Below are 14,908 nucleotides of genomic sequence, written 5' to 3' on the forward strand. Positions count from 1 at the left end.
TTTTAAATCAAATGCCCCCAAAATTCAAACGATACTGGGGGCATTTTTATGAATTAAATGTATAGGGTATAAAAGCAATTAGTCCATTGGAACTTCCATTAAAAGCAATTCAGTACCTGCTGTAGCTTTAATAGCTATGCTTTCCGTATCCCAAACACCATAGCCATCACGATCTTCTAAAGGCTGTTCATTTACAGTAACATTGCCCTTTAACACAAAGAAATAAACGCCATTACCGGGCATTTTCACCTGATAGGCCAATTCTGTATCCTGGTCAAATTTCCCTAAATGGAACCAGGCATCCTGGTGAATCCACACCCCTTCATCACTTGGATCAGGAGATAAAATCTGTACCAGTTGATTTACTTTTTCAGGCCTTTCAATGTTGATCTGATCATAGCGAGGTTCTACATTTTTTTGATTCGGTAAGATCCAGATCTGCAAAAACTTTACCAACTGGTCTTTATCTTTGTTGTATTCTTTATGAGAAATACCTGTTCCGGCACTCATTACCTGGATTTCTCCCGGTTTGATCACTGCTACGTTACCCATGCTGTCTTCATGCTGCAAGGCACCTTCCAACGCTATAGACACAATTTCCATGTCTTTGTGCGGATGTTCACCAAAACCCATTCCCGCTGCAACCTGGTCATCATTTAAAACGCGCAAAGCACCAAACTGCACCCGTTCAGGATTGAAATAATTGGCGAAACTAAAAGTGTGGTAGCTTTTTAACCAGCCATGGTCAGCACGACCACGAGTACCGGCTTTGTGTAAAATCGATTGTGCCATAATATTTTATTTATATACAAATGTACTGCCGAATAAAACGACTGGCATTGACCTGTGGTAATTAATATCTATGAAATGGAACTTTTAACAGCCCTTTATTGTTTATCAGTTAATGGCATTAATTAAATTTACAGATAAAGGTATTTACTGCATACAAGGTGATTTCTACATAGATCCATGGAAACCTGTCCCATTTGCGGTCATCACCCATGGGCATGCTGACCATTCAAAATGGGGCAATGAATGTTATCTATGTCATACACTGAGCAAGCCCATATTGGAGCAACGACTGGGAGATGTAAAGATTGAAACCCTGGCCTATAAGGAGCCACGGACGATAAATGGTGTAAAAGTAAGCCTTCATCCTGCAGGACATGTTATTGGCTCTGCACAGGTGAGGCTGGAATATAAAGGGGAGATTTGTGTAGTATCCGGCGATTATAAGGTGGAATACGATGGCATCAGCACGGAATTTGAGCCTGTAAAATGCCATACTTTCGTATCTGAATCTACCTTCGGACTGCCTATTTACAAGTGGCGGCCACAGGAGGAGATCTTTGACGACATTCGCAACTGGGCTGCTGATAACCTTGATAAAGGAAAAACAACCGTATTGGTGGCCTATAGTTTAGGTAAAGCACAAAGGCTTATTAAAAACCTCGATGGCTTTGGTAATATCTATGTACACAATGCCATTGCCAACCTCAATGAAAGATTTATCAATGCAGGTGTAGACTTGCCAGAAACCATCAGAATCACTCCTGAGCTCAAAAAAGAGGAACTCCAAAAAGGCATTCTCATTGTCCCCCCCGCTTTGGCAGAAGGCAGGTGGATAAAAACCCTGCAACAAGCGGCAACAGGAATTTGCTCAGGCTGGATGCAGGTAAGGGCAGGCAGAAGATGGAAAAGTGCCGATGCTGGCTTTGCCCTCAGTGATCATGCCGATTGGCCGGGATTACTTGATGCCATAAAAGCCACTACAGCAGAGCAGGTTTTTGTAACCCATGGCTTTACAGCCACCTTCTCCCGGTACCTTAATGAAATTGGCATCCAGGCGGCAGAGGTAAAAACACAATATGGTATCGAGGAAGAAGAAGAAACAGAAATATTAACCGAGAAAGGGTAATTTGAAACGTTTTACAGAACTTATACAACAGCTGGAGATGAGCAACAAGACCAACGATAAAATCGCTGCGCTTGTTGCTTATTTTAGCACCGCAGACGAGCAGGATAAACCTTACGTCATTGCCATGTTTACCGGAAAACGCCCAAAGCGACCGGTCAGCACAGCCTTAATTAAGCAATGGGCCATCGAAAAAAGCGAGGTTCCTGAATGGCTGTTTTCAGAAAGCTACCATAGCGTGGGCGATTTAAGTGAAACCATTGCACTAATTCTACCTCCGCCAGAGAAAGAAACAGACCTTAAATTACACCAGTGGATCAATGCGCTCAAAAATCTAAACGGAAAGACTGATGAGGAGAAAAAAGCGTTTATTTTAGAAAGCTGGAATAGTTTAAGTATCGGACAACGCTTTATTTTTAATAAATTGATATCGGGAAACTTCAGGATCGGCGTGTCGCACAAAATGCTGGTCAATGCTTTGGCCAAACAAAGCGATACCGACAGCAACAGAATCATGCACAGCATTATGGGCAAGTGGCAGCCCGATGAAATTACCTATGCAGAACTGATTGAAGGTTTACATGTCAACACCGACAATTCCTGGCCTTACCCATTTTGCCTGGCCTATGCCCTTGAAACACCTACAGAAAGTTTGGGCGATATCAAAGAATGGCAGGCAGAGTGGAAATGGGATGGTATCCGCGGACAAATTGTGAAACGCAACGGCGAGCTATTCATTTGGTCGCGGGGCGAAGAGCTGGTCACAGATCAATTTCCTGAGCTTCACTTTTTAAAGGAGGCGCTGCCAGATGGCACCGTACTCGATGGTGAAATCCTCTCCATCAAGGAAGGAAAAGTACAGGCATTTAGCATCCTGCAGCAAAGGCTCAACCGCAAGACCATTAACAAACTCCAGTTGAACGATGCGCCAATAGGATTTTACACCTACGACATCCTGGAATATGGAGGTCAGGATTTACGCCAGGAAAGCCTGGAACAGCGCAGGGTTTTATTGGAGAAAACGCTGAGCGCCTTAAACAACAACGACATCGTGCTGCTTTCGCCAGTTATCAATTGCAATACCTGGGAAGAACTTGCAGATACCCGCCAGCTGGCAAGGGAAAACAACAGTGAAGGTTTGATGTTAAAAAAGCTAAGCTCCCAATACCATACTGGCAGAAAAAGAGGCGACTGGTGGAAGTGGAAAATCAACCCATATACAGTAGATACGGTGATGATTTATGCCCAAAAGGGAAATGGAAGAAGGGCTAATTTTTTTACCGATTATACATTTGCTGTCAGAGATGGCGAAGCCTTAATCACCATAGCCAAAGCCTATTCAGGTTTAACAGATAAAGAAATTAAAGAGGTAGATGCCTTTGTCAAGAAAAACGCCATAGAGAAATTTGGTCCCGTGCGAACGGTAAAACCGGAGCTGGTTTTTGAAATTGCCTTTGAGGGCATTGCCGAAAGTAAAAGGCATAAAGCCGGACTGGCCTTACGTTTTCCAAGAATAGCGAGGTGGCGCAAAGACAAAAAAGCAGCGGAAATAAATACACTGGAAGATTTACGGCAGCTGCTGCATTCTACTTTAGAACACTAAAATGAGCATCGAAAAAAGTACAGGCTACAAACAGGTGATGAAATGGCTGAAGACGAGCAAGAAAAAGCCCTTTCAATTTCAAACAGAAGCATGGCAATATTATGCCGAGGGCTATTGTGGTATAGTGAACGCCCCTACGGGTTTTGGAAAAACCTTTTCCCTCTTCCTCGCTGCCGTTATTGAAGAACTGAATGAGAAAGCCGACCATGCCAAACTAAAGTCCCCCGGGAAGAGGAAAACAGGCTTAAAGCTCATCTGGATCACTCCATTAAGGTCCCTTGCCAAAGATTTGGCCAGGGCTATGCGGGAGGTCTGTTTGGAGCTGGAACTGGATTGGCAGGTGGGCGTTCGCAATGGCGACACCACTGCAGCCGACAAGCTGAAGCAGAAAAAGCAAATGCCAGAGGTGCTCATCATTACGCCAGAAAGTATCCACCTGCTGTTGGCACAAAAAGGTACCACCTCAAATTTCGACCATTTAAGGGCCATCGTCGTTGATGAATGGCATGAATTGCTGGGTAGCAAAAGAGGCGTGCAAACCGAGCTGGCCATCTCCAGAATCAGGGGATTACTCAAAATCAGGCATCCTGAGCGTCTGCTTCGCATTTGGGGTATTTCTGCTACCATCGGCAATATGGAGCAAGCACTGGATGTGTTGGTGCCTTATCCGGAGGTTTTAAAAACCACCATTAAAGCAGATATAGAAAAGAAAATCGACATCAGGTCCATCCTGCCCGATCATATTGACCTGTTGCCATGGGCAGGGCATTTAGGCCATAAACTGGCCCATAAGCTGCTGCCGGTAATCCACAAAAGCAGAACAACTTTAATATTTACCAATACCCGTAGTCAGGCGGAACTCTGGTACCAGAATTTATTAAATCTCGACGAAAGTCTGGCAGGCTTAATTGCCATTCATCATGGCTCTATAGATCAGGAATTGAGAAACTGGATTGAAGATTCGCTGCATGCCGGTCTGCTGAAAGCCGTCATCAGCACTTCCTCCCTTGACCTGGGTGTAGATTTTAAACCCGTCGATACGGTTGTTCAAATAGGCTCTCCAAAAGGTGTCGCCCGTTTTTTGCAACGTGCAGGTCGCAGTGGTCACTCTCCTTTCGAAACCTCTGTCATCTATTTTTTGCCCACACATGCGCTCGAACTGGTGGAAGCTGCAGCCATTAAAGAAGCGGCAAAAACCCAGAATATTGAAAGCAGAGAACCCGTAGTGATGGCATTTGACACCCTGGTTCAATACTTGGTTACCCTTGCCGTGGGCGATGGTTTTGATGAACAAACCATTTATCAGGAGGTCAGAGAAACGCATTGCTTCAGGGAAATCCTGCTATCAGAGTGGCAGTGGATCATGCAATTTATCACTACAGGTGGCGATAGCTTAACCGCTTATAATGAATTCAGTAAAGTAGTATTAATTGATGGCTTACATAAGGTGGAAAGTCGTCAGATTGCTTTGCGCCATAGGCTCCACATTGGCACTATTGTCAGCGATGCCATGCTGAAAGTGAAATTCATGACCGGTGGTTTTATAGGCATGATCGAAGAATCTTTCATCTCTAAAATTAAACCCGGTAATAGCTTTACCCTGGCAGGGAGGATCCTTGAATTTGTAATGGTCAAGGATATGATGGTGCTCGTACGCAAAAGCAAAATGAAGAGTGCCATTACCCCAAGCTGGCTGGGTGGCAGAATTTCTTTGTCGGCCAACCTGGGCACCATCCTCCGTAAAAAATACAATGAAACGCTTTATAAAAGTCATGAAGACGAGGAGTTGAAGATCATTCTGCCTTTGTTTGAGCGACAGGCAAAGGTATCTCATGTACCCCGCGATGATGAGTTTTTAATTGAACTGATCAATACCCGCGATGGTTATCACCTTTTTGCCTATCCTTTTGAAGGCCGGCTGGTGCATGAAGTGATGGCAGCCTTGATTGCCTATCGCATTGGGCGTAAAACACCCATCAGCTTTTCCATTGCCATGAACGATTATGGCTTTGAGCTGCTTAGTGAGCAGCCGATACCCATCATTGAAGAGCAGTTGAAAGAACTTTTTAGTCCTGAAAACCTTGCTGAAGATATTGTGGCCAGTATTAATGCCACAGAAATGGCCAGAAGAAAATTTAGGGACATCGCTTGTATTTCCGGACTGGTATTTCAGGGCTACCCAGGTAAATACACCGCAAACAAACATTTGCAATCTTCTGCAGGTTTATTTTTCAATGTCTTTAGTGATTATGACCAACATAACCTATTATTGCGACAGGCTTATGATGAGGCTTTTTACCAGCAGATTGAAGAACCGCGTTTAGCCGCGGCATTGAACCGCGTACAGCAGAGCAAGCTCATTGTGGTGAGAACGGATAGTTATACCCCGCTTTGTTTTCCAATCAAGGTAGACAGCCTGCGCGAAAACATGAGTACAGAAGAGTTAGGACAAAGGATACAACGAATGACTGCCGAGGCAGAAAAGAAACCAAGAAGAAAAAATGACCATCAAGTGTAGAGGAGAAGAATTGTTGCTGTGCAAAGAAAAAGCCATCTACTGGAAGGCTAAAAACATGCTGATCATCAGTGACCTTCACATTGGCAAAACGGCTTTTTTCAGGAAATCAGGCATCCAGGTGCCTAGTGGACCAGGGTTGGCAGACATACATACTTTAAGCTTATTAATTGAAACATATAATCCTGAAGAACTGCTGATTACAGGCGACATGTTCCACAATTACATGAATGAAGATGTGCAACAGTTTGCACAGTGGAGGGCAAAGTATCCCGATTTAAAAGTACGCCTGATTAAGGGTAACCACGATGCACTGAAGGCTGCTGATTATGCGCAATTAAATCTCCTGGTTGCTGAAAAAGAAGTGCTGCTCTACCCCTTCCGTTTCATCCATGAGCAGCCCAAATTGAATGATGAATATTACTGTTTATCAGGGCACATCCACCCAGGCATCACTGTTTTTGGGCGTGCCAGGCAACACCTCCGCTTCCCTTGTTTTTACTTCGGCAAAGACTATGCTATTTTACCTGCCTTTAGTAAATTTACAGGGTTATCGATGATTAAACCATTACAGGGCGACCGGGTTTTTGCCATTACGCCAAATAGCGTTCTGGCGCTTTAAAGATCTATTTCTTTCTGCAGTAACTCCACTACCGTCTGATCGGTTTTAAAGGTCACATCGCTGGCTTTAAGGTCCTTTAAGGGCATCCAGCGAAACGATTGTTTACTATCACCGCGGAAGTTAAAGGTCTCAGTCTCCATCTGGAGCTCCAATGGTCGCAGCGCTTTCACAAAGTAATAGATGCTGATCACCTGGCTTTCGTTGAAAGAGGATTTCTCGTAAAAATCTGTCGTATAAAAATGTTGGAGCACCTCTATTTCCATTTCACATTCTTCCATAAATTCCCTTTTCAAGGCGTCACGCAGGCCTTCGCCCAACTCTAAACCGCCGCCCGGGAACTTACTGAAGTTTCTACCCTCAGCTTGTTCATCGCTAATTAACAGTCCTTTATCCGGATCAATTAATAAACCGTAAACCCTTACATTAAAATAACTCATTGATTGAAATGTTTATTATTTTTAGTGGCGTTTTCAATGTTCCACTTAATTTCTCCGCTAAAATTTTCCTGCCTTACCGGGCACTTTTTCATCTTACAATAGTGGCAACACTCAGGCAAACAAGGATCGGCATGGATAAAAAGCTCAGCCGACCTCCCTTTCTTGTCATTGATGAGCTTATCGATGGCAGAAATTTCCTGGTGCACCTTGGTGAGCTCAAAATAATAAGGAAAGGTAAAGTGACAATCGATATGCAGGTCGGCCCCATATTGCTGGGCACGCAAATTGTGTACATCAATCCATGGATCTTGCCTGTTATCCTGTAAAATAGCTACAATGCCTTCCACCAGTTCCGTGTTACTTTCATCCATTAAACCACCTACCGATCTTCGGGTCAGCCTGTAGCCATTATAAATGATGTATAACCCTAGCATCACTGAAATGACACTATCTAGCCAATATAATTTGGTCATGTGGATTAATAATACACCAATAACCAATCCGGCACTGGTTATCGCATCCACCATCAGGTGTTTACCATCTGCTTCGAGGGTCATGGAGTGGTGTTTTTTACCCGTATTAATCAGGTAATAGGCCACCAGCAAATTAACCAATCCAGTGGCACCAATGATGATTGCACCTTCAAAAAGTTGTTTAATGACACCCGGATAGATTAAATTATAGGAGGCTTTACCAACAATGATAATCCCTGCGACACCAATCAATACGCCTTCTACAAAGGCAGAAAAAAACTCTACTTTACCGTGTCCGTATGGATGGTTTTGATCTTTAGGGCGAGTGGTAAGGTAAATGCTGTAAAACGCAAAGCTGCTGGCTAGTACGTTGACTATGCTCTCTGCGGCATCCGTTAAAATAGCGTTGGAATTGGTGATAAAATAGGCCGTAAATTTGGCAAGCATGAGGATAATGCTGACGCATAACGACACTAAAATTGCTTTTTTCTTAGGATTCAAACTTTGATAATTAGCGTACAAAAATAACGTTTAACAGTTAAAGTCTATGAATAAAGTATTTTTTTTAGTTTAAAATACGGTGTTGTTTATATATTTGCTTTCCAACAGAATTAAATTTTGCTTACCTACACTATATGATGACCTTTTTATCCAACAGAATCAATAACCTCTCCGAATCGCAGACCATTAAAATGGCTAAATTAGGCAGAGAACTATCCGCAAAAGGGATAGATGTAATTAACTTGAGCTTCGGTGAACCCGATTTTTACACGCCTGAGCACGTTAAAGAAGCTGGTAAAACAGCTATCGATGAAAATTACTCTTACTATACGCCTGTTTCTGGTTACCCTGAACTGAGAAAAGCGATTGCTGAGAAGTTATTAAAGGAAAATGGATTAAACTATAATTTTGACCAGATTGTGGTTTCTACAGGTGCTAAACAATCTTTATCTAATGCGGTATTATGCTTAGTAAACCCTGGTGATGAGGTAATTGTACCTACGCCATATTGGGTTTCTTACTCAGAAATGATCAAACTTGCCGAAGGTGAAACCGTATTTATTAACGCTTCTGTAGAGCAGAACTTTAAAATTACTGCCGAGCAATTAGAAGCAGCCATTACGCCGAAAACAAAAGTTTTTATGTTCTCTTCGCCATGTAACCCTACGGGTTCCGTTTACAGCAAAGAAGAACTGGCTTCTTTAGTTGCCGTATTTGAAAAACACCCACAAGTCTATATCCTTTCTGATGAGATTTATGAGCACATTAATTTTGTAGGTGAACATACTTCTATTGCTTCTTTCGACTCTATCAAAGACCGTGTGGTTGTGATCAATGGTTTCTCTAAATCATATGCCATGACAGGCTGGAGAGTAGGTTACATGGCCGCAAATAAAGAAATTGCTAATGCTTGTGATAAATTACAAGGACAAATTACTTCAGGTACTTGTTCTATTGCACAAAGAGCAGCTTTAAAAGCTTATCAGGATGGTTTAGACACCGTTTATGTAATGGTTGCTGAATTTAAAAAACGCAGAGATATTGTTTACAGATTGTTGAAAGAAATTCCGGGTATCAATGTTAACCTTCCTGATGGTGCTTTTTACTTCTTCCCAGAGGTAAAATCTTACTTCGGCAAAAGTGTTAACGGACAAACCATTAACACCGCAGAAGATCTTTCTTTATACTTGTTAAACGAAGCACATGTATCTACAGTTACTGGTGAAGCTTTTGGAAATGAGGATTGCATCCGTATTTCTTATGCTGCTGCTGAAGAAACGCTAAGAGATGCAGTAGCAAGAATTGCGAAGGCATTGGCAAAATTAAACTAAGCAGCGCAGCAATTCAACACAAAGCAATTGCTGTTTAACATAAAAAAACGAGGCGTTAATAATAAGGCCTCGTTTTTTTATGTCTGTATTTTTCAACAGGAAATGTTTATTTTCAAAAACCGTACTATTCCTGGTTTTTAGAAACATTATAAGTGGGATCTTCATCAATATTGACCTCAATTAAACTGCCTGCATTTTCAAGTAACCTTCTGCAGTCATTACTCAAATGTCTTAAATGAAGGGTCTTGCCAAGCTGCTGGTAACGTGCTGTCAGTTTATGTAGCGCATCTATAGCAGACATGTCTGTTACTTTGCTGTCCTTAAAATCAACAATCACCTCTATAGGGTCATTAGCTACATCAAACTTTTCATTGAAAGCTGTAATGGAACCAAAAAAAAGGGGGCCATATATTTCATAATGCTTGGCACCATTTTCATCAATAAAATTCCTTACCTTAATATTTTTAGCACTTTCCCAGGCAAATACCAGGGCAGAGATAATCACGCCGATCAGCACGGCCAAGGCTAAGTTATGCAGCCAAATGGTAATTAGCGCCACCAAAACACCAACAATAATATCTTGTTTGGGCATTTTATTGACAATTTTAAAACTTACCCATTCAAAAGTACCAATAGCCACCATAATCATCACGCCGGTAAGGGCAGCCATAGGTACCAAACCGATTACCGGGGCACCAAAAAGGATAATGAGTAGAATGGTCAGTGCGGCAACAATACCCGAAAGCCTTGCCCTTGCCCCTGCGGTAAGGTTTACCAAAGTTTGAGCAATCATAGGACAGCCCCCCATGCCAAAGAAAAAGCCGTTTAAGATATTGGCACTGCCTTGCGCTATACATTCGCGATTGCCGTTACCCCTGGTACCCGTAATTTCATCTACCAGATTCAAGGTCAGCAAACCTTCAGTTAACGCTACTCCAGCCATAATGATGGCATAAGGGAAAATAATTTTAAAAGTTTCAAAGGTGAGTGGAATTTGAGGAACGTGAAAAGGCGGAAAGCCACCACTCACAGAAGCAATATCACTCACCGTTTTAGTATTGATGCCAAAGCCTAAAACAATGAGGAACACAATGATAATGGCAATTAAAGAAGGCGGCACAGCCTTGGTAATTTTAGGTACAACAAGAATAATGGCGATGGTTAAAGCCACTAAAGCGCCCATAATAAGCAAAGGCTCACCGACCAGCCAGGTACTTTTTCCATCAACGACAGTTTTAAATTGCTCCAGCTGCGCCATAAAAATGATGACCGCTAAACCATTTACAAAACCATACATCACCGGTTGTGGCACCAGTCGGATAAATTTCCCAAATTTAAACAGGCCCACTAAAATCTGGATCACCCCGGCCATAGCTACTGCAGCAAAAACATATTCAATACCATGAGACTGCATGAGGCCAATAACCACTACGACCACCGCACCGGCACCTCCGGAAATTAATCCCGGCCGACCGCCAAAAATGGAAGTCACAATGCCCATCATAAAGGCGGCATAAAGCCCTACTAAAGGGGGGAAGCCCGCTAGAATAGCGAATGACAATGATTCTGGCATCATGGTCATGGCCACGGTTAAGCCCGCTAATATTTCGGTTTTATAGTCTACTTTTTGTGAGAAGTCGAATAATCGATTACTGGAGAACATGCTTAAAATTGAGGTAAATATAAAATGTGGCAGTTGTTATTGAAAATAGGGCCGGTCTACTGCTGTAAATGATAGCAAAAGTATTAAAAATAATTAAAGCACCCTAAGCTAACCCTTAAATGGTACTAATAGATAGCTTTCCTATACCCTACCCCTTCCTTACTTTTCACTAACCTATATAAGCGGGCAGCTAGGGACCAGGTAGGGACCTGCTACCGGTTTGCTACCGCAAATCCGGTAACAAGTCCGGACTAAGTACTTACCTGTTCTATGGCATGAGTTAGCCATGAGTTAGCTATAGGTAAGTGATCAGTTAGGTATATATAAGAAGAGCCTTTCCCCCGGTTAAAGGAAAAGGCTCTACAATTGATCAAAAAGGCTTAATTAAGACCTGATGGCTTCTACCGGATCCAATCTTGATGCCGCATAGGCTGGCCAGAAACCAGAGATGGCACCAATGACTACGGAAATGGTAATACCAGTGATGACGTTGTTCATATCAAGGATAACCTTTACATCCAGGGCCTGGGAGACGACCACGGTGATGATATACACTAAAAACAAGCCTAAGGCACCACCCAGAATACATAAGGCTACAGCCTCAAACATAAACTGCAATAAGATAAAGTAGTTTTTGGCACCCAGAGATTTCTGGATTCCTATAATATTGGTGCGTTCTTTAACAGACACAAACATGATGTTGGCAATACCAAATCCTCCTACTAAAATGGAAAAGCCGCCAATTACCCATCCGGCAATGTTTACCATTTTAAACATAATGTCTAACTGGTTAGACAGCAGTGTCGCTTTATTTAAGGAGAAATCATCTTCAGCACCGGGTTTAATGCGGTGTATGGAGCGCATTACGCCCTGAAGTTCACTCTCCACCTCTTCCAGGCTCACCCCTTCTTTACCCCTGACCGTAATGGTAGGTCCGTAATTTCCATTCTCTACATCAAACAATCCACGGGCAAGGTTGAGCGGAATGAGGATATTTTTATCTTGTGACATGCCCAGCATGTCTTCACCTTCTTTTTTATAAACGCCAACTACTGTTAAACTGCGGCCCATTACTTTTACTTGTTTACCTACTGCGGGCTGCCCATCAAACAGGCCTTCGGCAATGTCTGCACCTAAAATAACCAGCGGTGCGCCAGATTTACCTTCGTTTTCGGTAAAATACCGGCCTTCCTGGAAATCAAGATTCCAGGTTTTATTCATGTCCTGTGAACCTGCATTCAAGGTAACGTTCTCTACAGAATTACTTCTGTATTTTACGGTACGGTTGCTGGCCGAGGCTTCAAAAGAGATGCCCTGTACATTTTCAAGACGCTCTTTTAAGGCTTTATAATCCCTTAAACTGGGTTCGGGTCTGTTGATGTATTTCCACCATGGAAAATCATCACTGAACACCCATGGCCATTTTTGCACAAAGATGGTGTTAGAGCCTAGCTTATCTACACTTGACTGCAGTTTATTTCTCAACGTATCTACAGCAGAGAACACTGAAATAATAGTAAAAATACCAATTGTGATGCCCAGCAAAGAGAGCATAGTGCGGAGTTTGTTTTGACGCAGGGCATCTGCGGCAAACAAAAAACTTTCAGCGATAAGTCTAAAGATCATCATAAGTAGGGTTTAGACCAAAACTACTTAAAAAGGTTACAGCTAATTACAGCATATTAAAAAATAACTAAATTTGGGCATTATTTTAGTGCTTATTGTCTTTATTTATAAATTAGGGATTTTATTTGCTAAATTTGCGCCCTTAATTATTACATCGAAAAACATGAAGTTATCTCAATTTAAATTTAATTTACCTGAGTCATTAATTGCCAATACCCCCTCAGACCAACGTGATGAAGCCCGTTTAATGGTTTTACACAAGGATAGCGGCAAAATTGAGCATAAAATATTTAAAGATGTTTTAAGCTATTTTGATGATCAGGATGTAATGATCTTAAACAATACCAAGGTTTTTCCTGCCCGATTGTATGGAAATAAGGAAAAAACTGGTGCTACAATTGAAGTATTTTTGCTACGTGAACTGAATAAAGAACTACGCTTATGGGATGTTTTAGTAGATCCTGCCCGTAAAATCCGTGTAGGAAACAAATTATATTTTGGTGATGACGACCTTCTTGTTGCTGAAGTGGTAGACAATACAACTTCAAGAGGACGTACCATCCGTTTCTTATTTGACGGTACTGACGAAGAATTCAGAAAGAACATTGAAATTTTAGGCGAAACACCTCTTCCAAAATATATCAAGCGTAAAGCTACAGCCCAGGATAAAGAGCGTTACCAAACTATTTTCGCTAAACATGAAGGCGCTGTTGCTGCCCCTACTGCAGGTTTACACTTTAGCCGCGAGCTGATGAAAAGACTGGAGCTAAAGGGAATCAACTTTGCTGAGGTTACTTTACACGTAGGATTAGGTACTTTCAGATCTGTAGAGGTTGAAGATTTAACCAAACACAAAATGGACTCTGAGCAGTTCATTATTGAAGCTAAAGATGCTGCATTGGTCAACAAAGCTTTGGAAAATAAAAAAAGAATCTGTGCTGTAGGAACTACTTCTATGCGCGCTATTGAATCTGCTGTTTCTTCGGGAAGGTTATTGAAACCTGCTAACGACTGGACCAGCAAGTTTATTTTCCCTCCTTATGAGTTTAGCATTGCAAATTCAATGATCACCAATTTCCATACGCCTGAATCTACTTTATTGATGATGGTGAGTGCATTTGGTGGTTATGACTATGTAAGACATGCTTATGAAGTAGCCTTAAAAGAAAAATACCGCTTTTATAGCTATGGTGATGCCATGTTAATTATATAAGTTAAGTTTTAAAATTAATAGAAATAGGAGATTTTAACCAGAGGTTAGATCTCCTATTTTTGTATCATCTATATTTCTTTTCCATTAACAGCAAAACAATTAAGACATGAAATATTACGCGATTATTGTTGCCGGAGGTACTGGCAGCAGGATGCAAACAAAGGAAGCTAAACAATTTCTCTTGTTAGACGGCTTGCCTATCCTGATGCATACTTTAAAAGCGTTTAACGATTGTAAACTAAAGCCACAGCTCTTGTTGGTACTCAATATACACCAGCACCAATATTGGGAAGAATTATGTACTAAATATAACTTCACTGTAGCACACGAAGTTGTTAAAGGTGGTCAGGAGCGCTTTCATTCTGTAAGTAATGCCCTCAAAATGATTAAAGGAAATGCTGTAGTGGCGGTTCATGATGCCGTTAGGCCTCTTGTTTCTGCGGCATTAATTGAGCAATCTTTTAACGTAGCCTTAATAAGAGGAAATGCTGTGGCAGCCATTCACCCTACTGACTCCATTAGAATAGCAGAGAACGAAGGGAATAAGGCTTTAAACAGAGATGAGGTTTACCTGGTACAGACACCCCAAACTTTTCAAAGTATGCAGTTGAAAAAGGCCTACCAGCAGCCTTACCACAATGCCTATACCGATGATGCATCAGTTGTAGCACATGCAGGCTATGAAATTACCCTGATTGAGGGTGAGCGGGAGAACATAAAGATCACTTATCCTTTGGATTTGACTTTCGCCAATTTAATATTACAAAAAAAAGGCTCCTGAAAACAGGAGCCTTTTTTATATTATGTAGCTCTGTTAATTAATTTTAAGATAATGGCAATAACTGCAATCACCAATAAAACGTGAATTAACCCGCCAACATCACCAAATCCTTGAAAGAAAAAGCCGATAATCCATAGTATCACTAATACCACTGCAACTAAATAGAGTAAATTTCCCATAATGTTAATTTTTGTTTTGATTTATTAAATAAGTGTTTCCGGTAAGCTT

13 protein-coding genes are annotated in these 14,908 nt (G+C 41.7%); 7 read left to right on the plus strand and 6 right to left on the minus strand.

Annotation, left to right across the window (positions count from 1 at the left end):
• Window positions 1-78: 78 nt before the first annotated feature.
• Window positions 79-792 (minus strand): pirin family protein, encoded by a 714-nt coding sequence (locus tag ACR2F7_RS17645; RefSeq protein ID WP_432714853.1) that lies wholly within the window; start codon window positions 790-792, stop codon window positions 79-81.
• Between the two features lie 112 nt (window positions 793-904).
• Here ACR2F7_RS17645 and ACR2F7_RS17650 point away from each other — a divergent pair, with 112 nt between their 5' ends.
• From ACR2F7_RS17650 to pdeM, 4 genes are read left to right on the plus strand one after another with little or no spacing between them, the layout of a single operon-like run.
• Window positions 905-1,918 carry a ligase-associated DNA damage response exonuclease gene (locus ACR2F7_RS17650; RefSeq protein ID WP_432714854.1) on the plus strand — a complete coding sequence of 338 codons (1,014 nt, stop codon included), beginning with the start codon at window positions 905-907 and terminating at the stop codon, window positions 1,916-1,918.
• A gap of 1 nt (window position 1,919) precedes the next feature.
• Window positions 1,920-3,518, plus strand: a complete 1,599-nt coding sequence (locus ACR2F7_RS17655; RefSeq protein ID WP_432714855.1) for an ATP-dependent DNA ligase — start codon at window positions 1,920-1,922, stop codon at window positions 3,516-3,518.
• 1 nt (window position 3,519) lies between these two features.
• The gene (locus tag ACR2F7_RS17660) at window positions 3,520-6,036 is read left to right on the plus strand and encodes a ligase-associated DNA damage response DEXH box helicase (protein ID WP_432714856.1); all 2,517 of its coding nucleotides are present in this window, start codon (window positions 3,520-3,522) and stop codon (window positions 6,034-6,036) included.
• A complete protein-coding gene (pdeM, locus tag ACR2F7_RS17665) occupies window positions 6,020-6,655 on the plus strand; it encodes a ligase-associated DNA damage response endonuclease PdeM (protein ID WP_432714857.1) in 636 nt (211 codons plus the stop codon). Before ACR2F7_RS17660 ends, pdeM begins: the two co-directional genes overlap by 17 nt.
• On the opposite strand, the gene ACR2F7_RS17670 is transcribed toward pdeM, so the two are convergent.
• Together ACR2F7_RS17670 and ACR2F7_RS17675 are read right to left on the minus strand one after the other, a co-directional pair.
• The gene (locus tag ACR2F7_RS17670) at window positions 6,652-7,092 is read right to left on the minus strand and encodes an NUDIX domain-containing protein (RefSeq protein ID WP_432714858.1); all 441 of its coding nucleotides are present in this window, start codon (window positions 7,090-7,092) and stop codon (window positions 6,652-6,654) included. The two genes, pdeM and ACR2F7_RS17670, sit on opposite strands and share 4 nt — an antisense overlap.
• Window positions 7,089-8,012, minus strand: a complete 924-nt coding sequence (locus tag ACR2F7_RS17675) for a cation diffusion facilitator family transporter (RefSeq protein ID WP_432714859.1) — start codon at window positions 8,010-8,012, stop codon at window positions 7,089-7,091. The genes ACR2F7_RS17670 and ACR2F7_RS17675 overlap by 4 nt, the downstream gene beginning before the upstream one ends.
• A gap of 191 nt (window positions 8,013-8,203) precedes the next feature.
• Here ACR2F7_RS17675 and ACR2F7_RS17680 point away from each other — a divergent pair, with 191 nt between their 5' ends.
• On the plus strand, window positions 8,204-9,397 hold the full coding sequence (locus tag ACR2F7_RS17680) for a pyridoxal phosphate-dependent aminotransferase (protein WP_432714878.1): 1,194 nt from the start codon (window positions 8,204-8,206) through the stop codon (window positions 9,395-9,397).
• A 124-nt stretch (window positions 9,398-9,521) separates the two neighbouring features.
• On the opposite strand, the gene ACR2F7_RS17685 is transcribed toward ACR2F7_RS17680, so the two are convergent.
• Together ACR2F7_RS17685 and ACR2F7_RS17690 are read right to left on the minus strand one after the other, a co-directional pair.
• Complete coding sequence (locus ACR2F7_RS17685) at window positions 9,522-11,060, minus strand: SulP family inorganic anion transporter (protein WP_432714860.1); 1,539 nt, start codon at window positions 11,058-11,060, stop codon at window positions 9,522-9,524.
• Window positions 11,061-11,444: 384 nt separating this feature from the next.
• Window positions 11,445-12,689, minus strand: a complete 1,245-nt coding sequence (locus tag ACR2F7_RS17690) for an ABC transporter permease (protein ID WP_432714861.1) — start codon at window positions 12,687-12,689, stop codon at window positions 11,445-11,447.
• 160 nt (window positions 12,690-12,849) lie between these two features.
• Between ACR2F7_RS17690 and queA the strand changes: the two genes are divergently transcribed.
• Window positions 12,850-13,899: a tRNA preQ1(34) S-adenosylmethionine ribosyltransferase-isomerase QueA gene (queA, locus tag ACR2F7_RS17695; protein WP_432714862.1), complete on the plus strand. Its 1,050-nt coding sequence runs from the start codon at window positions 12,850-12,852 to the stop codon at window positions 13,897-13,899.
• Between the two features lie 106 nt (window positions 13,900-14,005).
• On the plus strand, window positions 14,006-14,680 hold the full coding sequence (locus ACR2F7_RS17700; RefSeq protein WP_432714863.1) for a 2-C-methyl-D-erythritol 4-phosphate cytidylyltransferase: 675 nt from the start codon (window positions 14,006-14,008) through the stop codon (window positions 14,678-14,680).
• 20 nt (window positions 14,681-14,700) lie between these two features.
• On the opposite strand, the gene ACR2F7_RS17705 is transcribed toward ACR2F7_RS17700, so the two are convergent.
• Window positions 14,701-14,859, minus strand: coding sequence for a lmo0937 family membrane protein (locus ACR2F7_RS17705; protein WP_432714864.1), 159 nt, complete (start codon window positions 14,857-14,859; stop codon window positions 14,701-14,703).
• Window positions 14,860-14,908 lie beyond the last annotated feature (49 nt).

Source organism: Pedobacter sp. (assembly GCF_045628745.1).
Lineage (GTDB): Bacteria > Bacteroidota > Bacteroidia > Sphingobacteriales > Sphingobacteriaceae > Pedobacter.